This is a genomic window from Desulfotomaculum sp. 1211_IL3151, assembly GCF_036763075.1.
GTDB lineage: Bacteria > Bacillota > Desulfotomaculia > Desulfotomaculales > Desulfotomaculaceae > Desulfotomaculum.
The window spans coordinates 59043-85597 of the sequence record NZ_JBAIYV010000027.1 but is presented as its reverse complement, the minus strand read 5'-3'; the positions used below and the strand labels follow the sequence as shown (position 1 = coordinate 85597).

General features: G+C 42.1%; 32 protein-coding genes. 9 read left to right on the top strand and 23 right to left on the bottom strand.

The features are described from left to right. Positions 1-296: 296 nt before the first annotated feature. From V6C11_RS06775 to V6C11_RS06765, 3 genes are all read right to left on the bottom strand, one after another. Positions 297-452 carry a hypothetical protein gene (locus tag V6C11_RS06775; protein ID WP_333530372.1) on the bottom strand — a complete coding sequence of 52 codons (156 nt, stop codon included), beginning with the start codon at positions 450-452 and terminating at the stop codon, positions 297-299. A gap of 98 nt (positions 453-550) precedes the next feature. Next, positions 551-1273 (bottom strand): type 1 glutamine amidotransferase, encoded by a 723-nt coding sequence (locus V6C11_RS06770; protein WP_333530371.1) that lies wholly within the window; start codon positions 1271-1273, stop codon positions 551-553. Next, positions 1245-2645, bottom strand: a complete 1401-nt coding sequence (locus V6C11_RS06765; protein ID WP_333530370.1) for a MurT ligase domain-containing protein — start codon at positions 2643-2645, stop codon at positions 1245-1247. The genes V6C11_RS06770 and V6C11_RS06765 overlap by 29 nt, the downstream gene beginning before the upstream one ends. Positions 2646-2862: 217 nt before the next feature. Here V6C11_RS06765 and V6C11_RS06760 point away from each other — a divergent pair, with 217 nt between their 5' ends. Continuing rightward, positions 2863-3342, top strand: a complete 480-nt coding sequence (locus V6C11_RS06760) for a DUF456 domain-containing protein (RefSeq protein ID WP_333530369.1) — start codon at positions 2863-2865, stop codon at positions 3340-3342. A gap of 59 nt (positions 3343-3401) precedes the next feature. Next, the gene (locus V6C11_RS06755) at positions 3402-3734 is read left to right on the top strand and encodes a helix-turn-helix domain-containing protein (protein ID WP_333530368.1); all 333 of its coding nucleotides are present in this window, start codon (positions 3402-3404) and stop codon (positions 3732-3734) included. Positions 3735-3792: 58 nt separating this feature from the next. Here V6C11_RS06755 and ytpR read toward each other — a convergent pair whose 3' ends face one another. Together ytpR and V6C11_RS06745 are read right to left on the bottom strand one after the other, a co-directional pair. Beyond that, the gene (gene ytpR, locus V6C11_RS06750) at positions 3793-4185 is read right to left on the bottom strand and encodes a YtpR family tRNA-binding protein (RefSeq protein ID WP_333530367.1); all 393 of its coding nucleotides are present in this window, start codon (positions 4183-4185) and stop codon (positions 3793-3795) included. Between the two features lie 293 nt (positions 4186-4478). Next, entirely contained in the window at positions 4479-5303 is an 825-nt protein-coding gene (locus V6C11_RS06745; protein WP_333530366.1) for an ATP-binding protein, read from the bottom strand. Positions 5304-5753: 450 nt separating this feature from the next. Between V6C11_RS06745 and V6C11_RS06740 the strand changes: the two genes are divergently transcribed. Further along, positions 5754-5936 carry a hypothetical protein gene (locus V6C11_RS06740; RefSeq protein WP_333530365.1) on the top strand — a complete coding sequence of 61 codons (183 nt, stop codon included), beginning with the start codon at positions 5754-5756 and terminating at the stop codon, positions 5934-5936. 241 nt (positions 5937-6177) lie between these two features. Continuing rightward, positions 6178-6939 (top strand): TatD family hydrolase, encoded by a 762-nt coding sequence (locus V6C11_RS06735; RefSeq protein WP_333530364.1) that lies wholly within the window; start codon positions 6178-6180, stop codon positions 6937-6939. Positions 6940-7041: 102 nt separating this feature from the next. Here V6C11_RS06735 and V6C11_RS06730 read toward each other — a convergent pair whose 3' ends face one another. Then, positions 7042-7611: a hypothetical protein gene (locus tag V6C11_RS06730; protein WP_333530363.1), complete on the bottom strand. Its 570-nt coding sequence runs from the start codon at positions 7609-7611 to the stop codon at positions 7042-7044. Positions 7612-7886: 275 nt separating this feature from the next. After that, positions 7887-9191 (bottom strand): branched-chain amino acid transport system II carrier protein, encoded by a 1305-nt coding sequence (gene brnQ / locus V6C11_RS06725; RefSeq protein WP_333530362.1) that lies wholly within the window; start codon positions 9189-9191, stop codon positions 7887-7889. Between the two features lie 220 nt (positions 9192-9411). Here brnQ and V6C11_RS06720 point away from each other — a divergent pair, with 220 nt between their 5' ends. Next, entirely contained in the window at positions 9412-9786 is a 375-nt protein-coding gene (locus V6C11_RS06720; protein WP_333530361.1) for a DnaJ family domain-containing protein, read from the top strand. A gap of 134 nt (positions 9787-9920) precedes the next feature. Here the strand turns inward: V6C11_RS06720 and V6C11_RS06715 are convergent, their stop codons facing one another. Together V6C11_RS06715 and V6C11_RS06710 are read right to left on the bottom strand one after the other, a co-directional pair. After that, positions 9921-10367 (bottom strand): CBS domain-containing protein, encoded by a 447-nt coding sequence (locus V6C11_RS06715; protein ID WP_333530360.1) that lies wholly within the window; start codon positions 10365-10367, stop codon positions 9921-9923. A 59-nt stretch (positions 10368-10426) separates the two neighbouring features. Further along, on the bottom strand, positions 10427-11956 hold the full coding sequence (locus V6C11_RS06710; protein ID WP_333530359.1) for a YifB family Mg chelatase-like AAA ATPase: 1530 nt from the start codon (positions 11954-11956) through the stop codon (positions 10427-10429). A 143-nt stretch (positions 11957-12099) separates the two neighbouring features. Here V6C11_RS06710 and V6C11_RS06705 point away from each other — a divergent pair, with 143 nt between their 5' ends. The 4 genes from V6C11_RS06705 to V6C11_RS06690 all read left to right on the top strand — a co-directional run bounded on the left by V6C11_RS06705 (position 12100) and on the right by V6C11_RS06690 (position 14195). After that, on the top strand, positions 12100-12438 hold the full coding sequence (locus tag V6C11_RS06705) for a DsrE family protein (RefSeq protein ID WP_333530358.1): 339 nt from the start codon (positions 12100-12102) through the stop codon (positions 12436-12438). A gap of 462 nt (positions 12439-12900) precedes the next feature. Next, positions 12901-13650 (top strand): SIR2 family NAD-dependent protein deacylase, encoded by a 750-nt coding sequence (locus V6C11_RS06700; protein WP_333530357.1) that lies wholly within the window; start codon positions 12901-12903, stop codon positions 13648-13650. 105 nt (positions 13651-13755) lie between these two features. After that, the gene (locus V6C11_RS06695) at positions 13756-13914 is read left to right on the top strand and encodes a hypothetical protein (protein ID WP_333530356.1); all 159 of its coding nucleotides are present in this window, start codon (positions 13756-13758) and stop codon (positions 13912-13914) included. Between the two features lie 26 nt (positions 13915-13940). Then, positions 13941-14195 carry a hypothetical protein gene (locus tag V6C11_RS06690; RefSeq protein WP_333530355.1) on the top strand — a complete coding sequence of 85 codons (255 nt, stop codon included), beginning with the start codon at positions 13941-13943 and terminating at the stop codon, positions 14193-14195. Positions 14196-14234: 39 nt separating this feature from the next. Here V6C11_RS06690 and V6C11_RS06685 read toward each other — a convergent pair whose 3' ends face one another. The 14 genes from V6C11_RS06685 to ylqF form a co-directional block, all read right to left on the bottom strand. Beyond that, positions 14235-14603: a YraN family protein gene (locus V6C11_RS06685; RefSeq protein ID WP_333530354.1), complete on the bottom strand. Its 369-nt coding sequence runs from the start codon at positions 14601-14603 to the stop codon at positions 14235-14237. Between the two features lie 181 nt (positions 14604-14784). After that, positions 14785-16215, bottom strand: coding sequence for an NADH-quinone oxidoreductase subunit N (locus V6C11_RS06680; protein ID WP_333530353.1), 1431 nt, complete (start codon positions 16213-16215; stop codon positions 14785-14787). A gap of 3 nt (positions 16216-16218) precedes the next feature. Continuing rightward, positions 16219-17733: a complex I subunit 4 family protein gene (locus V6C11_RS06675; protein ID WP_333530352.1), complete on the bottom strand. Its 1515-nt coding sequence runs from the start codon at positions 17731-17733 to the stop codon at positions 16219-16221. Continuing rightward, a complete protein-coding gene (nuoL, locus tag V6C11_RS06670; RefSeq protein WP_333530351.1) occupies positions 17733-19667 on the bottom strand; it encodes an NADH-quinone oxidoreductase subunit L in 1935 nt (644 codons plus the stop codon). The genes V6C11_RS06675 and nuoL overlap by 1 nt, the downstream gene beginning before the upstream one ends. A 30-nt stretch (positions 19668-19697) precedes the next feature. Then, positions 19698-20015: an NADH-quinone oxidoreductase subunit NuoK gene (gene nuoK / locus V6C11_RS06665; protein ID WP_333530350.1), complete on the bottom strand. Its 318-nt coding sequence runs from the start codon at positions 20013-20015 to the stop codon at positions 19698-19700. After that, positions 19999-20517, bottom strand: coding sequence for an NADH-quinone oxidoreductase subunit J family protein (locus V6C11_RS06660; RefSeq protein ID WP_333530348.1), 519 nt, complete (start codon positions 20515-20517; stop codon positions 19999-20001). The genes nuoK and V6C11_RS06660 overlap by 17 nt, the downstream gene beginning before the upstream one ends. Next, on the bottom strand, positions 20517-21014 hold the full coding sequence (locus V6C11_RS06655; RefSeq protein WP_333530347.1) for a NuoI/complex I 23 kDa subunit family protein: 498 nt from the start codon (positions 21012-21014) through the stop codon (positions 20517-20519). The genes V6C11_RS06660 and V6C11_RS06655 overlap by 1 nt, the downstream gene beginning before the upstream one ends. 5 nt (positions 21015-21019) lie before the next feature. Continuing rightward, a complete protein-coding gene (nuoH, locus tag V6C11_RS06650) occupies positions 21020-22069 on the bottom strand; it encodes an NADH-quinone oxidoreductase subunit NuoH (protein WP_333530346.1) in 1050 nt (349 codons plus the stop codon). 20 nt (positions 22070-22089) lie between these two features. Then, positions 22090-23190, bottom strand: coding sequence for an NADH-quinone oxidoreductase subunit D (locus V6C11_RS06645; protein WP_333530345.1), 1101 nt, complete (start codon positions 23188-23190; stop codon positions 22090-22092). 24 nt (positions 23191-23214) lie between these two features. Continuing rightward, entirely contained in the window at positions 23215-23658 is a 444-nt protein-coding gene (locus V6C11_RS06640; protein ID WP_333530344.1) for an NADH-quinone oxidoreductase subunit C, read from the bottom strand. Then, entirely contained in the window at positions 23648-24238 is a 591-nt protein-coding gene (locus V6C11_RS06635) for an NADH-quinone oxidoreductase subunit B (protein WP_333530343.1), read from the bottom strand. Before V6C11_RS06635 ends, V6C11_RS06640 begins: the two co-directional genes overlap by 11 nt. Next, positions 24229-24582, bottom strand: coding sequence for an NADH-quinone oxidoreductase subunit A (locus V6C11_RS06630; protein ID WP_333530342.1), 354 nt, complete (start codon positions 24580-24582; stop codon positions 24229-24231). The genes V6C11_RS06635 and V6C11_RS06630 overlap by 10 nt, the downstream gene beginning before the upstream one ends. A gap of 327 nt (positions 24583-24909) precedes the next feature. Further along, a complete protein-coding gene (locus tag V6C11_RS06625) occupies positions 24910-25563 on the bottom strand; it encodes a ribonuclease HII (RefSeq protein ID WP_333530341.1) in 654 nt (217 codons plus the stop codon). A gap of 77 nt (positions 25564-25640) precedes the next feature. After that, a complete protein-coding gene (ylqF, locus tag V6C11_RS06620; protein ID WP_333530340.1) occupies positions 25641-26495 on the bottom strand; it encodes a ribosome biogenesis GTPase YlqF in 855 nt (284 codons plus the stop codon). Between the last annotated feature and the right edge of the window lie 60 nt (positions 26496-26555).

Below are 26555 nucleotides of genomic sequence, written 5' to 3'. Positions count from 1 at the left end.
GTACTAAAAGTAACTTTTTTGTTATCTTTTTGTACAAGTAGCTGGATATACAAATTTTGTTGTAAATTTTGTCTATTCTATTCTCTTATATATAAAAAGTTACCAAAAATTTTATCGGGTAGATCCAATTTTCTGAAAATAAAAAGACTTAGCACTATAATGTGGGGAACAAAACAGGAGTCGTTCCCAATTTAAATGAAAAAGGAAGTGTCGCTTGCCTACTAAAAGCAGCTTTGCGACACTCCCTTTGGTTGCAATAAAAATGAGTCAGGTGACGATCTCCTGACTCATCAAGACTAGTGATGGTACTTTTTTTCTTCTTCAGTTTTTTCCAGATCAAGTTTCGTAATGATTAAATTTTTGTCTTCCATTAATGATTTATCAATATTTAAATTAGGTACCAAGCGGTAACAAACTTCTTCTCCCTCAATCCAAGTTAAAAGGTATTGCATGCAACCACCCCCGTAAGAGTATTTTGTATACAGTATTAGCTCTTGTGATTATTCTAACAAATTGTAAGCTAACTGACAATACCTTTTTCAATTATTTATTATTTAATGTGCCTGTCTACCATAACTTTAACTGCCTGATCCTCAAAACGATCTTCCAATGGCAATAAATCTTGTTTTATGCCCCGTCGCTCTAAAGAAAGCTTAATGAATAGATCCGTTAGTTTACTATTTTTAGGTAAAAGTGGCCCATGTAAATAAGAACCAAAAACGTTTTTATGCCTGACCCCTTCTAAACCGTCCTGACCATTATTGCCATAGCCAGTAATTACTTTACCCAGGGGTTCCATATTACCAATAAAGGTTTGACCCGAATGATTTTCAAAACCTACCACCTTGATGGTTTCAGCTCCAATTTTCATGTCTATGATAACATTACCAATCAGTCTTGCATTGCCGGCCTTTGTATAATGATCTAAAATACCTAAGCCGGGAATCCTTTGACCATCGGTGGTAAGGTAATATTGACCCAGCATTTGATATCCCCCACAGATGGCCAATACCACCAGTCCTTGGTTAATGGCTTCGACCAGGGAATCTTTTCTTGCCAGCAGATCCGCAGCCATTAAATTCTGCTCTCTGTCAGATCCCCCGCCAAGAAATAAAAAATCAATATCATGGAAATTCACCGGTTCCCCAACATTCACTTCAACAAGTTCCACCGGTATTTGCCGCCAGCGACAACGTTGTAAAAAAGCAATTACATTGCCCTTATCACCATACAGATTTAATAAATCAGGATACAGATGGCAAACCTTTAACATGGGTTTCCTCCTTTTCTGCCAACTCTAGTAATATCTTCTGTGCTGGCCAAAGGGCAGTATAGGTTGAAAAAAGATAGGCACTTTCTCCGGGACCCTCTAAGGTTTTTTGAATGGCCGCTGTCATGTCCCCGTCAATTGTTATTTTATCAGTAGGTACACCTGCATATTTAAGGCGTAGGGCCATTTCCTCCCCTCGTAAGCCTGAACAGGTAAAGGTTTCAATACTAGCCTGGGCCTCGGCTAAGTGTTCAAAATCCACATCCCAGAGCCATGAGATATCCCTGCCATCCGCATCATTATCATTAATGGCCATCCATACGTTTTTTGAGCCAGGTATACTGAGCAGGGTAGAAATTCCCTCATTAAATCCAGTTGGGTTTTTAACTAGATTTAATAGGGCTGTTTTCCCATGGTAGTAAAAGGTTTCCATCCTTCCTACGGCCGGTTTATACTTGAGCAGCCCCTGTTGAATCTGTTCAACCGATATTCCTACTAGATAACCTACCGAGAAGGCGGCCAGGGCGTTATACAGGTTATAAAAACCCTGGGTATTAATCGTTAAGGTAGCTTCCCCTTGGGGATAGCGAACCCTGCATTCTAATGAAGTTCCCAGGTTGTGAATAGCCCTGGCCTCAACTTCAGGTTCTTTACGTTTAAAGCCACATTCTGTACAGCTATAGGACCCTAATTGGCTATACTGAAAAGAATCATAATGTAGTTCATTGCCGCAATGGGGACAAAATTTTGATTCTCTGGTTTGCTTGGTCTCATTTTCTGAACGCTGGTTGGGTGCTAACCCATAAAAACTGGCGGTATGACCCGTTACCTGCTGCATTTGAGCCACCAGTGGGTCATCTGTATTTAATACTAAATGCACCTTTGGTAAGGTTTTTAAGGCTTCCCTAACCAATTTAACAGTGGTGTCTAGTTCACCATAACGATCTAATTGGTCACGAAAAAAATTATTGACCACTACATAATGGGGTTTTACCTCCTGCACCACCTTGGGAAAAGATGCTTCATCTACTTCCAGCAAGGCAAAATCACAATCAATTTTGCCTAGTAAACTTGCCTGTTTGATAAAGGCTGAGGTTACCCCAGTAATTAAATTGGCACCTTCCTGGTTGATAACTACTTTGTAGCCGCCGGTTTCTATAACATTGGCAATCATATTATTGGTTGTTGTCTTGCCATTGGTGCCAGTAACCATTATTACACCTTTACGGGCTTGTCTTGCTAGATCCGCTAAGGTACCCTTATAGATCTTTCTGGCCACCACCCCTGGTAACGAAGATCCTTTCCAGCCAAACTTTCGGCTCGCAAAGGCGGCCAACTTTGCCAGCCAAACCGCCAGGATTAGTCTAATATTCATCTACAACCCACCATTATCATAAATTCTGATTAACAACGATTATTATATCCTGCTTCCTTTTAATTGGCAATTATTCCTACCAGGTAAATAGATATCTCTACTAAACAGGCGTCAACAAATTATTCTTTTTCTATTAGACATTGTGGTAAGATAGGGTAAAGGCCTTGAGCTGTGTGCCATGGCCCATGGCACACAGCCTATAAAAAGAGGTGATTCAATGTCCACTCCCGGCTTAATTATTGCGTGTATCTTTTTCATTGCCGGCATGGCTGGGATTATTCTGCCCATCCTGCCTGGTGCTCCTTTGTTGCTTATCGGAATGTTGATCTATGGTTTTTTTGAACATTTCACTCACTTAACCTGGTCCTTTTTTGCTGGACAGCTAATCCTGGTAGCCTTTATTTTTGCCGTTGATTATTTATCAAACATCTGGGGTGTCAAGAAATATGGCGGCTCCAAAACCGCTGTCCGTGGTTCTCTAATTGGTATGTTTGCAGGACTTTTACTTCTGGGTCCCCTGGGTATCATCCTTGGACCCTTGCTGGGTGCTGTTATCGGAGAATTATTGGCTAAACGCAGTTTTGATCAGGCTATAAAATCTGGTTTTGGTACCCTGTTAGGATTTTTAGGAGGGGCCCTGATAAAGCTATTTATACAAATTTTAATGATTGTTTGGTTCTTTAGTGTTATTCAATAAATTCGACAGAGGCAAAAATGAAGTATCCCGAGGACTTGAGAAAGAAAGAGTTGATCATAATGGATAAAAATAAAATTTATTTACTGGGAGCAGTTATTTTGTCAATTTCCATATTCGCTAGTTCAATCATAATAAGTACTTCATTCAATCATCTATCCGCTAGCATAAAATCTTTTGAACATATTCTGTTAAATCAAAAAGAAGAAAAAAATGTAATGACACTGGATGAAGCAGCCGATTATCTCCATATCAGCACGGAAACTTTAAAATATATGTCGAATGAAATCTCTGGCCTACAAATACCCTATTTAAAAGTAGATGACCAATATATTTTTACCAAACAAGGTCTAGATAAATGGCTGGAATCAAACCATTGGGATCTAGATTATTAATCATAAAAAGGGCTGTAACACAGAACCACTAACCGTTTTTTGTGTAACAGCCCCTTTTTTATTCTGCAGTTTCTGTTTGGGTTATTTCCTTAAAGGGTACGGGGGTTCCTATTTCAGTGTCGCTGGCTAAGACCCAGATACCATCTATATCTCGCTCAAACCCTAACTCATCCTGGGCACAAATCATACCATTGCTTAAAACTCCCCTGAGTTTCCCTTTCTTAATTTTTCTGCCTCCGGGAAGTTTAGCCCCATGCAAGGCCACTGGTACCTTGAGTCCTGGTTCTACATTCTTTGCCCCACAAACGATTTGTAGTGGTTCCTCTTGACCAACATTTACAGTACATACTGTTAGTTTTTCGGCATCAGGATGTTTTTCCGTGGCGATTATTTCCCCTACAATAACCTTGTCGCTGGTTAATAATTCTTCTGCCATTATTTCTTCCGTCATTTCATACTTCCCCCAATCTTTTTACTCGCTCTAGCTTTTTATTATATCTTGTCCCAATGCATATTGAAAAGTTTACCCTCCCAAAAACAAGAAAGTCAAATGAAAAAAGTCCACAATAAGTGGACTTTTTAAAGGTTGTGTGTAGGCAAGAGTTAAACCGCAACGGATGCAGTTAATAACCCCCACCGTTATTGTATTCATTATACTCCAAAGATTTTAAAGGTCAAGGGATTTGCATTATTTTCTTATAGTTCTTTTTTTCACAGGTACTTTCCCGTTTCCTTCGTTTTTCATTATGGTCTTAATTGAACCGCCTTTTCCTCCCTCAATACCTCTCGAATATCTCTTTCCCTTTCTAACCATAATGGCCGACACATTTGTTCGATTCTGGAGACCGTCCGCTCGCCAATTAAGCTTGTTAAATCCCCAGCTAAAAATAAGTTGGTGGTAATGATTGTCGGCAGTTCATGATTCACTCGGTAATTTATAATATTATAAAGCTTATTTTTCGTCCAGTCTGTATAATTATGGGCACCCAAATCGTCCATGACCAACAACGGAACCCCACAGGCAGCTTCCACCAGGCTATATTCCGTATAATCACCCGTATTGCTATAAGTGGCTTTGATTTTTTCTAACAAATCTGGAACAATAACAAACAAAACTTCCTTATCTGAATTGCGCAGCACGTGATTTACTATGCAACAGGCTAGAAATGTTTTACCCGAACCAACAGGACCTTGTAGTAATAATCCTTCATAGGCATTTCCCTTGACAAAATCCCTCGCAAATTCCTGGGCATATTGATAGGTTTTTTGGGCAATTTCTAAATAGGTTCGTTTTGATAGGGGTTCCTTGATATTATTAGAATAATAACTAAATTGAAAGTTGTTAAAAGAATGCTTAAGCATAGACTTTGGTATTTGGCAATTTTTAAACTTTTTTTCCAATGCTTTGCGTTTCACACACTGACAAGGGACAGCCAATTCACCCTCCATATAGATGCCCCGATCCTGGCACCTATTGCATTCACACTTAGTCCTTTGTTCAATAATAATATTTGACTTTTGTTTTCTCATTAAATCTTTTACTATTTTTTCGGGGTTAAAGTAATCCATTCTTCGCCCTCCAATTAGGAGTTAAATATTTTTACCCAATTAGCTGAAATTCGACCCTTGTTGGGTATAAATGGTTTTCAAACCTTTAAGATCAGTCTATAATAAATCATAGCATAATAATAAGGAGTAGAAAATGCTTGCATCTTGGGTTTGGATTATCGCTACCTTGTTTTTCTTGCTTGGCATTAAAAAATATTGCCCAGCCAAAAGGACCTTACCATCCCTCTTGATGGCATGGTCGACTGTGGTTTTCCTGGTTTCCTTTGTGATGTTTATTGACGGGATCGTTAATCAGTCTGATAGTTTTACCTGGGAACCAATGGTTTTGTCTTTTGGTATATTCCTTTTTTGCTTGCCGATGTATTTTAAATATCTAGAACTAAAGAATAAGCAGAAAAAGTCATCCACTAAGAAACCAAAGGCCAGCGCATGATAAATGGAGGTGTATTTTTGACTGATTTAAATGTTCAATTTGTGTGTCCTGATTGTGATCATTCTTTTTCCCTAAGTACCCAGGAAATATTGGAAAGTGATACCCTCTCCTGTCCTTCCTGTGGCTGTCCTTTATCGGAGGATGAACTAAAGCATTTGAAAATTGCTATTAACTATTCTCAAGAAAAAAATACACATTAAGTAAGGCTGCTATTAGCCGTTAGCCCATTGACGATAAGCGATTGACCTCTCGCGCCGTAAATGACACCAGCAAAGAATGAAATTTCATGTCATCCAGAGCGACAGCGAAGGATCTTGGATCTAACCTTTCAATACTAGAAAGATCCTTTGCTACCGCTCTGGATGACAAAGACTTATGCCAACCACGGTAGCCTGATTATTTTTCAGGATAACCAATGTCTAATATAAAGGAGGTTGAATTATGTCTTACTTAGTTGACAGTCATCTTCATGTTACAATGATGTCTTACCAGGGCTTACAGGCGATGGCTGAAGGTGGTATTAAAAAGGCAATTACCTGTGCCATTGTTTTAGGTGCCCAGCATGCTGAAAGCTACTTTGACCATTTTCGTCAGATAACCGGCTTCTATAAGAAAAATGCGGATGGATTAGGTATTAAACTATATAGTACCATCGGTGTACACCCAGCCGGCATACCCCACGACTGGCCCAGGGTAATTGATGCTCTGCCTGATTTTTTAAAAATTGAAGGGGTTGTGGGTCTTGGTGAGGTTGGTATGAACCAAGGGTCTCAATTGGAAAGGGATGTGCTCAAGGCACAATTTGAGGTTGCCCGGGATCATAAGCTCCCAATAATTGTTCATACCCCCTTTGAAAATAGGCTGCCAATTACCGAATTGACACTAAACATAGCAGCCCAGGCAAACATTCCGCCACATTTATTAATAATTGATCATGTAAACCTCGACATCCTAGATATGGTTAATCAATTTGGGGCGATGCCCGCCATTACCATCCGTTCCAGAAACGTAACCACCGAGGCTTTGTATGAAAATATGGAACAGTTTCAGCATGGTATGTTAAACTGTGATTTCAGTAACCTATTCCCCAATGATCCCACCGCTGTGATAAAAGCCTATCAGTACTTAAAATCACGTGGGGTAAGTGAAACAATTATAGAAAATATAACTTGTAAAAAGGCAGAAAAAATATTTAATATTTAGGCTCGGATGATTCTTGTTAACATTTTTTCTTGTAGGAAATGGTCTTGACCATTCCATTTTTGCCTGCGTTGCGTTGAACGGAACAGTCAAGACCGCACCCTACTAGCCGCAAAAATAATTAAGGGCAGAAATGATTGTTACACCAATTGCCACCATTAGGCTAACATAGCTTACCCTCTTATTCTCAATGGCAGAAAGCCTTAGACTAATAAAATCATAGGCGCGGCTTTCTTTATGTTTGATGATACGAAGCATTTGATTGGATGATACCATGGAATTTGTTTGATCCGAAAATATTGTAACATTTTGATACTCAAACACTTCCTGTTCAAATTGCCGCAGGTCCTCTGATATTTCCATCAATTCCATTAGCTTATCTTCCCAACGTTTTTTCCAAAAAAAAACTCCTGTTTTATACAATTTAATACTATCAAGAACTTGTTCTAAACTCTTTTCAAATTTTCTTGCCTCGTGAAATAATTCGCAGATCCAGATGTTATCAATATCAATAGACATATGCTTGTGCCTTAAAAGAACATCTTTCATATCAGTATATTCAGCAATAAATTTATCTTCATCGAAGTTGTCCCAATTTATTCTATTGCCCTCTGAACCTGATATTTTCTTAGCCCTTTCCAGCCCCTTAAGCAGTGCTTGACCTTTGTGATACAATAATTCACCTCCAGGGGAATATCTAAGGTAATTAAACCCTGCAGTCAAAAATCTGCAGGGTTTAATTATAGAGCTTTCACTTAATGACCGGGGATAGCTGAAAATTACTCAGCAATGGTGGATCAATGGCGGACTTATTTAGGCATAGTAATTCTCTTTTTCCTTAAATAATATTCCAATGTTACTATTTTATCTTACTTAATCAATTTATATTTATTATGCATAAAAATACCCCACAGGCCACATGGCTGCAGGGTATCGGAATTTGTTTTACATTAATTCTGTTGTTTTGGCGAAACAAATAGTCCCAATGCAGCCGTTAACAGGGCTGGCATGACCCAGCCTAGACCCTGGTCATGCCAAGGTATCATAGCCATTAAATTTGTAATGCCCTGAACTTCCGCGCCTATTTTCGTTGCTATCATTTCTACCAGACCAGTCAGCACCACTGCCGACGTGCCAATAATAGATGCAACATATACCATCCGATTGCCATTAAAGAGATTATGGCAAAGGGCTAGCATTACTAACACGATAATTATCGGATAAACTGTTACCAATAATGGGACAGATACTTCCAATATTTTGGCAAGACCCATATTTGCTAACAATAAACTTACCAGTACAGTAATGATACAAACACGATTATAACTTATCCTATCATTGCTTAAGCGGTTGAAAAAGTTACCGCAACAGGCCACTAATCCAATGGCAGTGGTTAAGCAGGCTAATGTCATGGCTATGGCAATAACCGTTCTACCAATGGAACCCAATAAGGTTGTGGTTAAAAAAGATAACATTTGGCCAGGGTTGTCCCCGGCAAAGGAACTACCAGTTGTAGCACCAATATAAGCTAATCCCAAATAAATCGTCGATAACCCTGTAGCAGCAATTATGCCGGCCCAAATGGTAGCTTTTTCAATGACCTTCTTATTTTTTATTCCCTTGGCTTGCAGTGCATTTACGATTACCATGCCAAAGATTACCGAGGCCAGTGCATCCATGGTATTATAACCTTCCAAGAATCCCTTGGAAAAGGGTGCTTCGAATTGTGCCACACCTATGGTACCCTGAGGAGCAATAATACCTTTAATAATAACGATTGCTAAAAATATTATCAAAAATGGTGTAAGTATTTTTCCAATATCATCAACTATTTTAGAACCACGTAAAACAAAAAGTAACACAACTACAAAAAATATTAAGGATGTAATGGCTAGGCTTAAACCAGATGCCTTGCCGATAAATGGAACCACTGCTACTTCATAAGTGGTAGCGGCGGTACGTGGAATAGCTAAGAGCGGTCCAATGGATAAAACGACAATCGTAGTAATTATTTTGCTAAAAAGCGGGTGAACTCTATTGGCTAAATATTCCAAGTCCCCCCCTGCTTTCGCCACAGCCATAACCCCCATTAAGGGTAGTCCTACACCAGTAACAATAAAGCCAAACATAGCAGTCCACAAATGCGCCCCTGCCTGTTGTCCTAGAAAGGGAGGAAAAATAAGGTTTCCTGCACCAAAAAACATAGCCAGGAGTGCTAATCCTGTAAAAAACACTTCTTTCTTCGTTAATTGCATGATAAATCCCCTTCATTAGTGTTTATTGTACTGTATAACGTTCCGGTCACATGTACAGGTTATTTTTTTCAACATATATTATTTAACTCCATTTTCTTTAGAGTGTCAAGGTGTCCGTGTTAAGTTAGTTTGATTGAGTAAAAAAATAACCTGTTTAATTATTAAACAATTTTACACCGGGAAACTTTGTAATATAATATAAATTGAAGGTGATTTTCATATGGATATTTTTACGCTAATTGCAGAAAACAAAATAAAAGAAGCACTTAATAGGGGAGATTTCAATGATCTACCCGGCAGTGGTAAACCGCTGCCCCTTGAAGATTTGTCCCATATACCCGAGGACCTCCGTGCTGGTTACCGTATTCTGAAAAATGCTGGTATTGTACCGGAGGAAATAGAAATAAAAAAGGAAATTATTTCTCTAGAAAAACTTATTAATTATTGTTATGACAAAAACGAAAGGAATCGTTTAACAAAAAAGCTTAATGAAAAAATACTTAGATTTAATATATTAATGGAAAAAAGAAGTGCAGCTTCCCCGGCCCTAAGTATGTATAAGGATAAGATTTTGGCTAAATTTCAAGGGTCTTAGAGATAAAATGGGCGTGTTGCCTGCTACTAAAGAAAGTAGTTTGGCAACACGCCCATTTTATCTCTTTATAACCTTTTGAAAGTCTTTATGCAATTTATGGTGCGACCGTAACGGAACGACACGGGGGTCGCTCCCTACATTTTGAAGGTTTTAATAATATCTGCCCTACTTACCATTCCTATGATTTTATCATTTTCAGTTATGGGGATTCTTTTTATATTGTGTTTAATCATTAAATTGGCCAGATCACTGACTTCCGTTTCCTTTGCAGCAGTTACTACCTTAGTGGTCATTATTTCAGAGGCCTTTAGGGCTGCAAGTTTTTTAAAATCTTCTTTATACTGTTCCATGCCGCCAAAATAAATAACCGCTCCTAGGATGCCAAAATACCTGGGAGTCCGGGGGTTCGCTTCTTTGTGCAGGAGGTCCCCCTCTGTTACTATTCCGATCAGATTTTCTTCTTCATCAACCACTGGTACACCGGATATCTTTTCTTCTATTAATTTTTCGGCGATTTCTTTAATAGTAGTATCACCTTTTACAGTAATAACATTGGTACTCATAATGTCCTTGGCCTGCATAAATTCTACCTCCTCTATCGCTACTAGTATTCTATCCACATTTTTAAACTAAAAACACTTCAGCTCCGTAGTATTCGATCAAGACTCCGGTATTGAATAGCCTCAGCCAAATGATTCGCCGAAAGATGTTCACTTCCTGCTAAATCAGCAATGGTTCTGGCAACCTTTAAAATACGGTCATGGGATCTTGCGCTCAGGCCCATTCTTTTAAAGGCCTCTTGTAATAACTTTGCTCCGGCCGCATCCGTCCTGCAATACTTGCGAACTTCCCTCGCTCCCATGGCTGCATTACAGGCTAAGGAGCTTTTATTAAATCTCTCCCTTTGGATAGACCTAGCCTTTTCCACCCTAGCCTTGATGTCAACTGAGGATTCCCCAGGAGGTACGTTATTTAATTCTTCGTAGGATATCTTAGGTACTTCCAGGTGAATATCAATGCGATCCAATAAAGGTCCTGAAATTCTGTTAATGTATTTTTGGGCCTGATGTGGCGTGCAGGTGCATTCTTTTTCTTTGTCTAATTGATAACCGCAGGGACAAGGGTTAGCGGCACCAACCAGCATAATATTAGCTGGAAAGGTAAAGCTGGCAGCAACTCTGGAAACACTGACGCACCCGTCCTCCAGTGGTTGTCTAAGTGCCTCTAAGCTGTCTTTATGAAATTCCGGAATTTCATCCATAAAGAGTATACCATAGTGAGCAAGACTTATTTCACCCGGTTTGGGAATTCTTCCGCCACCCACCAGACTTGCGGTTGAACTGGTGTGATGGGGTGATCGAAAGGGCCGTTGACGGATTAAAGGGTTTTTAGCAGGCAATTGACCGGCTAAGCTATAAATCTTAGTTACCTCCAGGGATTCTTCAAAGCTAAGCTCCGGCAATATGGAAGGTAATCTTCTGGCTAACATGGTCTTCCCACAACCCGGACTACCTAGCATAAGGATATTATGCCCTCCGGCTGCAGCAATTTCCATTGCACGTTTGGCGGCTAATTGGCCACGTACATCTGCAAAATCTAACCCTACTCCATCAGAATGGGCCGTGGTCAACTCTTCTAATGAAAAGGGTATTAGTTTAGTTTCCCCCCTTAGTGCCCCTGAGAGTTCGACTAGATTTGTTAAACCAAATACTTCAACATCCCTAACCAATGCCGCCTCTGCCGCATTGTCCAGCGGCACAATAACCTTTTTTATTCCTAGGTCCCTGGCTGCCATGACCAATGGCAATACCCCATGGACACCCCGCAGGGAGCCATCCAAGGACAGTTCACCAATAAACAACATTTCATTCGTCAGTTCGGGATTAACTTGACCAGTGGCTGCTAAAATACCCACGGCAATAGGTAAATCATAAACTGGCCCTTCCTTACGCAGATCCGCAGGGGCTAAATTTACGGTTATTCTCTGAATGGGGTAATCCATAAAGGAGTTTTTAATAGCAGAGCGAACTCTGTCCTTAGACTCCCGAACGGCAATATCGGGGAGGCCAACAATATCCCAGCCAGGTAAACCATGCGTAACATCTACCTCCACCCGAACCCTTTGACCATCTAAACCAAGTAAAGCCACACTATCAATAATTGCTAGCACTTAATTTCCCCCATCTAAACTTCCCCACCTCTTTTTAGATCTAGTTCACCATAATTAATAAGTTTCCTTTAAATTTAGGCAATATTTCGAATTAATTAAATATGCTATAATTAAGATAAAATCTTTAATGGGGTGATAAATAAGTGCAGGACGAGCTTGTGGTAATTTGGACCAGTGGGGATCGGGATGTGGCAATAAAGATGGTGTTCATGTATTCCACTAATTCTATGCTTAGGGGTTGGTGGGAGAAAATTACTTTAATGGTCTGGGGGGCATCTTCTAAGTTATTAACCGAGGACAAGGAACTACAAGACCATATAAAACGAATGCAGGAATTAGGTGTCAATGTAATTGCCTGTAAGTCTTGTTCTGACTCTTACGGTATTACTGAAGCGTTACAGGCACTGGGAGTAGATGTCAAATATACCGGTCAGATATTAACTAATTATATAAAAAATGGCAATAAGGTAATTACATTTTAGATTTTGGCTTTGTTTACAACTGTTTCGCATGCCTATTTAGCTGGATTGCCATTAAATATCTTGATTTACATTAAAGGGACGGAAAGTCCCTTTTTCTTTTAAATGAAATGGTTTATATACCATCATCTTCTTCGGGTTAATTTTTTAAAAATAGAAAAAATAATTGCAAGGAGGTGTATTTATGTTTAATGACTATCATAGAAATCATGGACCCGGCTTAATGTTTATGACCTTAGCCTCAATAGCGATGACCCTTCCCTTCTTGTGTTACATGAGAAGAATGTCCCACTCCTTGGAAAAAATCTCGGACAAAAATTATTCCTAAACCGACCGCCCTTTGGGGCGGTCCTTTTTATCTTAAGGGTGATTTATTTCAATTTTGTTTACAATTTGTCAAGGAAAAGTAAAGCTATTGGTGGAACTAAAAATAATTGGCCCTTATAATAATAATTTTATGAAAGGATGTCTCAACTGCTATATCAGGATCGAATAATTAAGCTTGTGGAATCAATTAAAACTGCGGGTAAAGTTTTGGCACTAACTGGTGCCGGTATCAGCACAGAAAGTGGTATCCCCGATTTTCGTAGTAAAGATACTGGTTTATGGCATCGCTATGACCCGCAGGAAGTGGCTAGCATCAAAGCACTAAAAAAAGACCCCAAATCCTTTTATGCTCTAAATTTTCAATGGTGGGATACATGCCTTCGGGCTAGGCCCAATAAAGCCCATCTGGCTTTGGCACAGCTTGAAGCGATGGGTTGGCTTTTGGGTACCATAACCCAGAATATTGATGGACTGCATCAACAGGCAGGGTCGCAAAGGGTTTGGGAAGTACATGGCCATTTAAGAGAATGTTACTGCTTAGTATGCCAACATGATTATGGCCTGGAACAGCTTCGCCATCGTTTTCATTGCCCAAATTGTGGTGGTTTACTGCGTCCTCAGGTTGTGTTGTTTGGGGATAGGATGTCAGAGGATTATTTTATAGCAGAAAAGGTTATGTCAGGTTGTCAGTTGTTATTAGTAATTGGCAGCAGCTTACAAGTGCAGCCGGTTGCTTCGTTACCCTATTTGTCCCGGGGTATTGTGATTATTAATAAAGAACCCACTGCCTGGGATGAACAGGCCCAATTAATCTTTCGTGAACCAGCCAGTAAAGTACTCTGGGACCTTGTTAACAGCATGGAAAAAAGTACTGGACCTTATTATTAGCCGTCAGCTTCGCTGCCACCCACCTCTATCAGGGAGCGGATGATGGTTGTTATCGACTAAGTAATATGTTAACATAAGCAAAAACAAGTGCAGGGGTGAAAGATTTTGGATGATAAGCGTCCTAGTATTTCGAAATCACTGCGAACAACTGGCATAGTATTTATTATCATTAGCTTTTTTGTAGAGCAAAAAGTGGAGTTTGGCTTGCTAGGTATTGGCTTCTTTGTACTTGGTACGATGCAATTTAAGTGGCCAAAGAAATAAAAATATAAATAAGGAGGAATTCATTAATGGGTGGCGGACCTAATTTAACCTATCACCGTTCTGACACTCCCCGTCCCTGTTATGTTGAGATTCAATTTGGTACCCGGGGTACTGCCTGCTTACGTTTTGGGTGCACACCAGCCTGTGTGGCTTGTGCTTATTCCCGTCCTAAAAACACACCGTCCTGTTATGAGAGCCTGCCTGGCTTCCCCGAGGACTGTATTTCGCGCTACTTTATTCCGGAATGCAAGAGCTTTTGCAAATATGCCCAGTCTGGTTAGTTAGATGGAAAACTAGCTAGTTGGACAGTTGGAAAGGCATTAAAAGGCGTTTTTGATGTGGTTTATTTTTTCAAGTTGACCCTCTTTGTTGAAATAAACTGCCATAATATCAAAGCGGCAAGGTACTCTGGTAAACTCAGGTCTGGTCATTAGAAAATAATTGGCCAATGTTCTGAGTTTGTTTTTCTTGGTGTAGTTTATACTTTCTTCGGGTAGACCAAAATTCTTGCCCGACCGGGAGCGAACCTCTATAAATACCAAGATTCCTGGTGAGTCCTTGGCAACAATATCCAGTTCACCTAATTTACAACGGTAATTTCTTTCCAGCAAACGGTAACCCATTTTCTGAAGATATTTACAGGCCTCCCCTTCCCCTCTTTTTCCCAGGGCTTTTCTCTGAAAGGTCATATTCTCCCTCCTTCCATGACTCCTAGTGACTTGTACCAAATTTCTTGATTCTAGCTAAATTTTCCTCCACAAATTCGCCATTCGTCTTTTGGCTTTTGCCTTGCTGTCTTCGCTAAAAAAAATCCCCACATAGACAATGATCTACATGGGGAGGAGAAGTTATGAAAACGGGGGTCACGTTTTATCTTATTAAAAAGGATTGGGCAGCCATATTTGCCATTTCAGACAATGGGCCGGGATAAATACCTAAAAGAATGGTAGCCACCATGGTAATCACCAAGGTTATGGCGGTGGCTCCTCCCAATCGGATGGGTGAGGCATCCTTCGGTTCATCCCTAAATATTACGAGTATCACTCTCAAGTAGTAATAGACGGAAATCATACTCATGATTAAGCCTAAAAAGACTAACCACAGATGATCTTGAACCACCGTTTGGAAAAGATAGAACTTTCCTACAAAACCTGCCAATGGTGGAATACCTGCCATTGATAAAAGAGAAACCAGCATGACACTGGCTGCCAGCGGAGCCCTTTGAATCAGTCCGGCATAATCTGCTATTTCATCACTGCCGGTTTGGTTGCTAACCGCTGCCACCACGGTAAAGGCCCCTATGGTTGCAAAGACATAGAGAAAGGCATAAAACATAACACCTTTAATGCCGGCCTCTGAAACAGCGACTAAACCAACCATGATATAGCCTGCCTGAGCAACGCTGGAATAAGCAAGCATCCTTTTAATGTTTGTTTGGGGTATCGCCACCAAGTTGCCAATCACCATGCTTAAAGCAGCCAAAACTGCAATCAGCCCAACCCAGTGTTCCTGGATCACACCGAAACTGCCAATAAACAGCCGAACGAAAACGGCAAAGGAGGCTGCCTTGGAAGCTACGGCCAGGAAAGAGGTTACGGGTGTAGGTGCTCCTTCGTAAACATCCGGCGACCACATGTGAAAGGGCACCGCTGATATTTTAAATCCTAAACCAGCCACCAGCATAACCAAGCCTACGATTAACAGCGGGGAGTCTACCCCGGCAGCAACTTTACTGGCAACTTCTCCAATCAGGATGGTTCCTGTGGTACCATATACCAGACTTAGACCATAAAGCAACACAGCCGTTGACATGCCAGCCAATAGCAGATACTTCATGCCAGCCTCTAAAGATTTGGCCTCTGTGGAGCGAAAAGCTGCCAGAATAACAAAGGAAATGGTCATCAGTTCAAGTCCCATATACAGGGTAATAAAATCACCGGCTGAAATCATTACCATCATACCAAGGGTGGTAAACATAATGGTTGAGTAATATTCAAAGTGATTTTTTACCTGCTGGTCGACATATTTGTACGAACCGAATACAACCAATATAGCCGAGGTTAGGCATAGGATTTTAAAGAACATGGCATAACGATCCACAATATACATGCCATTTAACATGACTCCCTGATTGGACCAGTTAGCCACGGTAACACCCAGTACCAGGATTAGTCCCATTAGAGCAATGCTCCCCAATCCCTTTCTTGATTGGGAAGGAACAAGCAACCCCAAAACAAAGGTTAGTAATCCTACTCCAAACAAGGCAAGCTCTGGCATTAGCAACGAAAAATTAAGTTCCATTTATTATCTCCCCCCTAACTGCAGGGCTTCGTTGATATGCGCTAGAATGGGCGCTACCCCGCTATTCACCATGTCAAACAGCAGTGAGGGAAGAATACCTCCGATAACTAGAACCCCGCCCAGGACAACCAGTGGCACCAGTTCCGGTCCTCGAATATCCTTAATGTCTTTGTATTCTTCTCTGGCAGGTCCAAAGAGGGTGTTGGCACCGGCCCGCAATACATACAAAGCGGTAATAATAATCCCGGCAATGGCGAGAACTGCCAATATACCATAGACCTTAAAGGATTCCACAAAAATAGTAAACTCTGGTATAAAACTGACTAAACCGGGCAGGCCCAGAGACGCCATGGCCGCCATCATAAAACCAACGGACAAGCGAGGCGCGTAATGGGATATTCCTCCGAGATCCGGAATCCAACGAGTATGGGTCTTCTCATAAATAAAGCCAATCATGGAGAAGAATAATGCTGCCATAACACCGTGGGCAAACATGTTTGCCACGGCCCCATTGACCCCTACTACACCCAGGGTAGCTACCCCCAGCAATACATAGCCCATGTGGGACACAGAGGAATAACCAACAACATATTTAAGATCCTTTTGGGCCAAAGCTCCCATGGCTGCATAGGCCACACCGATCACACCCAAAACAGCAATATAAGGGGCCCAAAATTTTGCTCCCAGGGGCAGTACAAACACCGCAAAGCGAATCAGACCGTAGCCCCCAATTTTCTTTAAAACCCCTGCGTGAATCATGGATACCGCAGTGGGTGCGCCGGCGTAACCATCCGGTGACCAGGAGTGAAAGGGCCACATCGAAAGCAAGGAACCAAAACCAATCAGCAACAAGGCAAACATATAGATTTGGAATTGCTCCGGAAAAGCTACCCGAGACAGGGCTTCGAAGCTCATATTGGGTACACCCGTTATCTGCAAAGCTTGCACAAAGATGGCAATTACACCCACCAGCAGGAATGCCGATCCAATTAATAAATAGATGGTCAGCTTCATACCGGCATATTCCTTGGTGACCCGTTTCGAGCTGCCCCAGATAATAACCATAATATAAATGGGAATAACCACCACTTCATAGAACAGGAGGAAGATAAACAAATCTTGGGCGATGAAGGTTCCCATCACACCGGCAATTAAAACCAGCAGGTAAATCATCAATTCCTTGGCCCGCAGAGTAATGTTCCAAGAAGCAAATACCGCTGTAAAACCGATTAAGTTTGTTAGCAGCAGCATGGGTAGGCTTAGGCCATCCACCGCCATGTACCAAGAAACTCCCAGATCACGAATCCACGGAACTGGTCCACCAAAGTCTACCCACTGTAAGCCGCCCACGGATTGGTCATAGCCGAAATAAACGTATAGACTTAGGAGTAAAGCTGTTCCTGTACCAGCAGCTGCTACCCATTTACACAGCTTATCTTCTTCTTTGGGGATAAACATGATCACAAAGGCAGCCAGGATAGGAGATAGTAAGGTTAAGGTTAGTACAGGAATATTCATTATTTAACACCTCCCATGATACCAGCGGAAGTTGGATCACCAAAGGCCAGTACCACAGTTATGACCAGCAGTCCAAGGAAGAACACCAAGGCATAGGTCTGCAGTTTACCGGTTTGAAAATAACGAAAACCTTTTCCAGTTAAGCCTGTGAGCTCTGACATATCATTAATGAATTTATCCACCACATGGATATCAAACCAATACAGTACCTTTGCTCCACCATCCACAACCTTTTGATTAAACCATTGATAAAGTTCATCAATGTAATACTTGTTGTAGGAAATCTTGTAAAGGGTCGGGTATTTCTCTGCCAGCTGTTGGGCCCTTTGCTTTTCTGTATCCTTACAGTAAAGGGTATAGGCTAAGCCTATGCCAGCCAAGGCCAGAACGACGGATAGTGCCATCAGCCCATAGGCAGGTGCTGCCGCATGGGGATGTCCAAAATGAATCCATTGACCCCAAGCATTGGCCCAGGGAGTACCAATTAAACCACCCACTGTGGCAAACACTGCCAGAACCATCAGCGGGAAGGTCATACTTAAAGGGGACTCGTGAGGGTGATTTTCTGGTTTTTCCGCACCGAAAAAGGCTAAGAAGATCATCCGCCACATGTAAAAGGCGGTTAAAAATGCTGTAAAGGCTGCCATCGCAAATAAAACATAGCCCAGTCCATGGCCATGTTGGGCATACTCCATGGTTACTGCCAGAATTTCATCCTTCGACCAGAAACCGGCAAAGGGTGGGATACCGGCAATGGCTAAACCGCCAATGACAAAGGTCCAACCGGTGATGGGCATTTTTTTGATCAGACCGCCCATTTTCCAAACATCTGCCTTGTCATGCAAAGCATGCAGCACAGAGCCTGCTGCCAGGAACATTAGTGCCTTGAAGAAAGCGTGGGTCCACAGGTGGAACATACTGGCGGAAAGGCTGCCAACCCCTAAAGCCAACATCATATAACCCAACTGAGAAACCGTGGAGTAGGCTAAAATACGCTTAATTTCTCTTTGGGTAATGGCAATGGTGGCGGCAAATAAGGCAGTAAAGGCACCAATAAAGGCCACTACTTCCATGGCACCAGGAACTTCAGTAAAGAGGAACATGGTTCTGCCTACCAGATAGACACCTGCCACTACCATGGTGGCAGCGTGGATCAGGGCAGAAACCGGTGTAGGCCCTTCCATGGCATCCGGCAACCATACGTGCAAGGGAAATTGACCAGATTTACCAATGGGACCGATAAATACAAGTATCGCAATGAAAGTCAGCAAACCAAGGGATAAGCCATACTGCTCATAGTTCGGAACCCTTTGGGCCAACTCAACTAAATCGAGGGTGCCAAAGATAATTTGCAAAAACAGTAAGCCCAATAGCATACCGAAATCGCCAATACGAGTTGTCATAAAGGCCTTTTTGGCTGCTTCTCTGGCCGAAATCTTAAAGGTATAGAAACCGATGAGCAGATAAGAGCAAAGGCCCACCAATTCCCACATAATAAACATCTGCAGTAGGTTACTGGCGATGACTAATCCTAGCATAGAGGCTGCAAAGAGTGACAGGTAGGAGAAAAATACCGAGTACTGAGGGTCACCCTTCATATAGCCTGTGGAATATATCTGAATTAAGGTTGCCACCAATGAAACCATGAAAAGCATCATGGCAGAAGTGGGGTCCAGTTTTACCCCAACGTTGACTGTAAACCCTTCCATACCAAACCATCTGAGGGAATAAACCAATGGCTCTTCAATAAAATGCGGATTGGTAAAAACCCCATAGGCGATGGAAGCAGCCAAAACAAAGGATGACGCCATTGCGGCAATCGCAATTGACGAGCTAAGTTTCGGCCAGGGTCTAGTAAGAAAAACGATCAGGACAAAGGCCAAGGCTGGTAGTAAGGGAACTAGCCAGGCATGACCTAAAGCAAATTCAACCATTTCTTTAACACCTTCCTTCCAACCCGCGGGCTACCATTTCATTAGATCAAAATCATCTAAATTAACGGAATGCCTTTTTCTATGAATAGCAATCACAATGGCTAAGCCCAGTCCAACCTCCGCAGCAGCAACGGTAATGATAAAGATTGCAAAGACCTGACCGAAGAAGGCATCCGGGGTAAAAAATTTATTCATGGCCACTAAATTGATATTTACCGCCGAAAGCATTAATTCAATGGAAATCAGCACAGCAATGGCATTTTTCTTGGAAATTACCCCAAAAGCTCCAATCAGAAAAAGAGCTGCACTTAACCCGATAAAATAGGAAGGATTAAGACCGGTCCCCATTCGCCTTCACCTCCTTAACCAACAACAAGGCACCTGTTAGGGCTACAGTCAAAAGAACGGCCGCCACTTCAAAGGGAATGGTAAAGTCATGCAGTAGGATGGGTGATAAGGCTTGCACGGTTTTTTCCGGTACGGCCTTTGTACTTACAATCCATTGGCTGCGGGCCATCAGTAGTCCTATACAGACAAAGAGCCCACCCACCACTGGAAAAGCAATTTTATAGCGACCATTTAGAGGATTGGAGTTCCTTATATCCTGTCTCTGCACCAACATGATGCCAAAGACGATCATAATACAAACAGCCCCGGCATAAACCAATACTTGCACCGCTGCTACAAAGTCGGCGTTTAACATGAGAAAAATCCCTGCCACACCGATAAAGGTCACGATTAACCAAAGAACACTGTGCACCAAGTCTTTTAGGGTTACCACCAACAAGGCGGAACCGAGGACTAACCCGCTCAGCAGGACAAAGGCGATTAATTCAAAAATATTCTCCATTAAGCTTCCTCCTTGCCTGTTCCTTCGGGATTTTCCTTTGCTGCTTCCTTCGCTTTCGCTGCTTCTGCAGCAGCCTTTGCTGCCGCCGCTTGCTTTATTTCTTCTTTCTTCTTTTCGATTTGTTCCGGTGTCACAAATTGCATTTTTATGTCCGGACGGTGATATTGGGTTAACTCAAAATCATTGGAGAACTTAATAGCATCCTTGGGACAAGCTTCTTCGCACATACCACAAAACAAACAATATTGCTGGTCAAACTCATAGTTTGTGACTACCTTTTTCTTGTCCACTGTCTCTGTTTCTAATTTGATTACCTTATTGGGGCAAGCATTTACACACTGGTTACAGGCAATGCATTTGTCATAATAAAATTCCGGCCTACCATAAAATCTATCAGGAAGAGGTAATCGTTGTTCTGGGTATTGTACGGTTACCTTTGGTTTAAAAAAATGCCGAATCGTAATTCCCAGACCTTTTATGAGACCTTTGCCATACAATACAATCACCTCCCTATGGTTTGATACAGGTATTTACCGATGCCAGTTAAGAAAATGTTAGCAATGGAAAGAGGCACTAACACCTTCCAACCAAATTCCATCAATTGATCCACCCTAATCCGTGGGTAAGTCCAACGGAACCACATAATCACGAAGATCATGATGTACACTTTTAAAAGGAACCAAATCCACGAAGGAATAAAGGTAAAGTCAAAGGGTGCTTGCCATCCTCCTAAAAACAAAGTAGTGGCCATCACGGAAACCAATACAACGTTGACATATTCGGCCAGGAAGAACATGGCAAATCCCATGCCGCTATACTCGGTAAAGGGCCCACAGATAATTTCTGATTCACCTTCAACCAGGTCAAAGGGAGCCCGGTTGGTTTCTGCAACTGCGGCAATTAAATAAATTAAAAACCCAAGGGGCTGCAGAAGAATAAACCAAACGCCATCCTGTGCCTCGATGATTTCACTCATATTGAGGGTTCCGGTAAGAATGATCACACCAACAATGGATAAAATTAAAGGCATTTCATAGCTAACCATTTGGGCCACTACCCTCATACTGCCAATTAAGGAGTACTTATTGTTAGAGGCCCAGCCAGACAACCAAACAATAACCGTTGAAAGGGATGCCACTGCCAGAAAATAGTAAACCCCAATGTTCATATCAATGGCCACCATGCCCTTACCAAAGGGAGCAACCGCAAAGACCGTCAGAGGTGGCATAAAGATTAGGACGGGTCCCAGTAAAAATAATTTCTTATCGGTACATCTGGGTATAATAATTTCTTTGCTTATTAACTTTCCAATATCCGCCGTGGTCTGTAACAAGCCCATGGGTCCAACCCGGTTAGGTCCTATCCGGCATTGCATGTAAGCCGCCACTTTTCTCTCCATATACACCAGCCATAGGGCACTGACCAAGATATAGACGAGAATGCCAACTAACTTTAAAACCATCACTAAAAAATCAGATGCCCCACCGGATAGGCCAGCGGATTCCAGCAGGGTGCGGGCCCCACTGGCTATGCTAACAAATAAATTTTCCACGTTGCCTCACTCCCCACAATCTAAGCATCAACTTCACCTAACACGATGTCAATGCTACCTAAAATAGCGATGACATCGGCAATTTTCCAGCCCTTCAGCATCTCATCTAAATAACCAAGATTAACAAAGGATGGGCGACGGAAATGAACCCGGTAGGGTTTGGTACTTCCATCACTAACAACATAGGTGCCCATAACTCCTTTGGAGCTTTCTATTTCTGCATAGGCTTCCCCAGCGGCAGGTTTAATGACTTTAGAAACCTTTCCTTTAATGGGTCCCTCCGGTATATTAGCCAGTGCTTGCCTGATAATCTTGGCAGACTGTTCCATTTCTAATAGACGAACATAGTAACGATCAAAGCAATCCCCTTTGGTACCCAGTGGAACCTCAAAATCAAACCGTTCATAAATACTATAGGGTCTAACTTTTCTTAGATCGTGATTAATGCCGCAGGCCCTTAGTACCGGACCCGATAAACTCATATCAATGGCTTGTTCCGGTGTCAAAATGGCTACATTTTTGGTTCTGGCTTGAAATATTTCATTGCCGGTAATTAACCCATTGTACTCTTCGATGGCTGCTGGCAGATAATCAATGAACTTTCTGCATTTTTCAATGAAGCCATCGGGAATATCCGCCGCCACACCGCCAATTCTCATATAGCTGGGTGTCAGGCGGGCACCGCAGATCATTTCAAACAAATCCATAATATCTTCCCGATCCCGGAAAGTATAAATAAAGCCAGTCAAACCACCAATATCTGCTGCATAGGCTCCCGTGGCTACCAGGTGGCTGGCTATTCTTTGCAATTCCCCTACGATAACCCGAATATATTCCGCCCTTTCGGGAACTTCAATGTCCATTAATTTTTCCACAGCATGGACATAGCCCCAGTTCATTAACATACCGGCTAAATAATCTAAGCGATCGGTATAGGGTATCACCTGCTGATAGGTTCTGGACTCAACTAATTTTTCAATGCCTCTGTGCAGGTATCCTGGTACAGGAACTGCCTTGACCACCGTTTCACCATCAAGGGTTAAGATGATCCTGAAAACACCGTGGGTACTGGGGTGCTGAGGCCCTAAATTTAACAAAAATTCCTCGGTTTTTATGGACAATTTGTATCACCTCTCAATTCAGGCCTAATCACGTCCACCCTCCCATTGGTAATCCCTGCGGAGGGGGTAACCTTCCCAATCATCGGGCAACAGAATTCTTCTTAAATCTGGATGATCTGTAAAATTAATTCCCAGCAGGTCATGGACCTCCCGCTCCTGCCAAATGGCACCACCCCAGAGGGGCACCATGGAGGGTACCTGGGGGTTATTTCGATCCACCTTGGTCTTTATATGGAGCATCTCCGGCTGCCCGACGATGCAAGGGTTATATACCACTTCCAGATACTCCAGGTAGTCTGCCCCAGTTACATTCGTAAGGTAATTAAAGCCATAATTTTCTTTTAAATCTTGCATAAACTGAACCAATATATCCACAGGCACTGTTAAATAACCCTTTTCAGAAACCTCTAAGGTGGGGTATTTATTCGTGAGTTCCGACATTACCTCGGTCAGTGGTTTACCGTCCATGACCACGTGTCACCACCTCTGGATTAATTATTTTTTCTTTTAGCTTCATGAATGCATGAATGACCGCATCTGGCCGGGGCGGGCAGCCTGGCAGATAAACATCCACCGGGATTAGCTGGTCCACACCTGGTACTACACTGTAGGAATCCACAAAGGGTCCACCGGAAATGGCACAACTGCCCATGGCAATGACATATTTAGGTTCTGCCATTTGTTCATATAGCCGTACCACAAAGGGGGCAGCCTTTTTGGTTACCGTACCACACACCAACATCACATCTGCCTGGCGTGGGGATGCCCTCATTACCTCATAACCAAATCTCGATAGATCAAACCGAGCCATATTGGCCGCCATTAAGCCCTCAATGGCACAGCAGGCCAAACCAAAACCCATCGGCCAAAGGGAGTTGGCCCTGGCTAAATTTAAAAGCTTCTCTAGGGGACCAACGGATACCATGCGGGCCACTTCGCCAATGACCGCCGGTTCCGCCCCGATTCTTTTCAGTCTTTTAACGGTTTCTTCATACATTTCATCTTTAACTGCCGGGTCGGCAGCTTTGTTTTGATCCTTTATTTCCACTCCAGGGCACCTTCCTTCCAGGCATACCAAAGTCCCAAAACTAGAATAAAGATGAATAAAAACATTTTAATAAGTCCTTCTAAACCAAGCTCTTCAAAACCAACTGCCCAGGGATAAAGGTAAATTACTTCCACATCAAAAATCACAAACATCAAAGCATAGGTGAAATACTGGGTCTTAAAGCGTACCCAGGTGGCTCCTTCTGTGGGTACACCGCATTCGTAGGTCTCCAGCTTAAATTTGTTTTTACTGCGGGGATGTATAAGGAAACTGGTCAACATTCCACCGGCTCCAAAAACAATTCCCACAACAATAAACAAAGCTACGCCTACCCAATCAGACATACTAGTCACTCCTTTCTTTAAAAAAATGGTAGGTTAATGATTAAAACTTGGGAACTGCCCAATGGCCAAGTAATTTAAGATGCAATATTCAAGCCAATATCTACAAATGTGTTACCTAATTTCCATGCGAAATAAATCAAGGTTTATCATATCCCAATTGTCTAAAAAACAAACTGTCAGGTTGACTCTGTAACATTATGTAACAACCATCGACCGTTTATCTGTATCGATTCGGAACATAGCTGTGTTAGGGGTTAGATTTTGTCGCACTATTCTGATGTAGCTAAATTATCCTAATATTTTGTATTTTTAATGTATTGAGTTTACTTATTTTACTATAAATAACTCCTGTTGTTCAACCGTCGCCTTAGCGACAATTTTCTTGATAAAGGTCCGGCGATGAATCGGTGTGGGGCCCTTTGCCAACAATGCCTCTACATGAAATTTGGTACAATAACCCTTATGCTTGGCAATGCCGTAACCAGGATATAGCTGATCCCACAATAAACATTGCCTGTCCCGATGCACCTTCGCTAAAATTGAGGCTGCGGCGATGCCGTGGGATAATGCATCACCGTGAATTATTTTTTCCTGCGGAGTATCCAGGTCAATGGTTTCCCCATCAATTAACAAATACTCCGGTTGTACCCTTATATCCTTTTTATCCCTTAGGTTTTCCACTGCTCTTTTCATGGCCAACCTACTGGCCTGACGAATATTTATTTGATCAATTAGCTGATGATCAACCTCGCCTATACCTACGGCAATGGCTTCGTTATAAATAACATTATATAGGTTTTCTCTTTTTTTACTAGTAAGTTTTTTAGAATCATTTACTCCTTCAATCAACAAACCAATTGGTAATATCACCGCAGCAGCAACTACATTGCCCAAAAGCGGCCCCCGGCCAGCCTCATCGCAAAAACCAACCAAGGTCATTCCTTGCTGCCAGAGTTTTTCTTCCAATGCCAAAGAAACCATGCTAATCTACCCCTCATAAAATAATTCCCACTGGATTACTTCGATCCCAGGGGAACTATTCCTGCCTTATGGTCCTTTTACACCGGAGGTAAATCAAGAGTATGACGCCCAAGAAGTCCTTCCCGAAATTCTTTTAAAACAAGTTGAGCCGCCTTCAACTCATCCACCACGCCGCCCGACACCAACATGCCTCTTTTGGCCCCAATGGCTGTCAATAGCACCGATGTTTCCGGGCTGAGTTCCGTTAATTTATATCTTTCTTTTAATTTGTTAGGGTCATGTTCCAATAACCACTGCAATAGTTTTAGTGCTACCTCATAAATATCAATTACCTGTTCTTTGATTGCTCCGGTCACGGCCAACTTGAAGCCAACCTGTGGGTCTTCAAATTTCGGCCATAATATACCAGGGGTATCCAATAACTCCAGGGAACCCTCTGTCCGAATCCACTGTTGTCCCTTGGTAACACCAGGCAGGTCACCCGTCTTGGTGACTCTTCTACCCACGATACGATTGATAAAGGTAGATTTGCCCACATTGGGAATTCCCAGTACCATGCAGCGAATGGCCCTGGGCCTGCGTCCCTTGGCTGCCAGCTTAGCCATTTGCTCAGCTACCAAGGCAGCGGCTGCCCGGGGCACTTCTTTAAGCCCCTCTCCTTTAAGGGTATCCAAGGCAACTGCTTTAATGTGGGGTTTTTCTAGGGCTCTCAACCAAAGTTTAGTCAGGTTGGGATCAGCCAAATCACTTTTATTTAAAATAACTAACCTTGGTTTCTGATCTAATATCTGATCGATCATGGGATTACTGCTGCTAACTGGAACACGGGCATCCAGCAGTTCAAAGGCTACATCCACCAACTTTAAAGCCTCTTGTACTTGACGTTTGGCCTTTGCCATATGCCCCGGAAACCATTGTATTTGATTTTCCACTGAAAACCCTCCATAAAATAAAAGCTTCCGTAAGAGTTTACCCAAAAATAGCCTCTACGA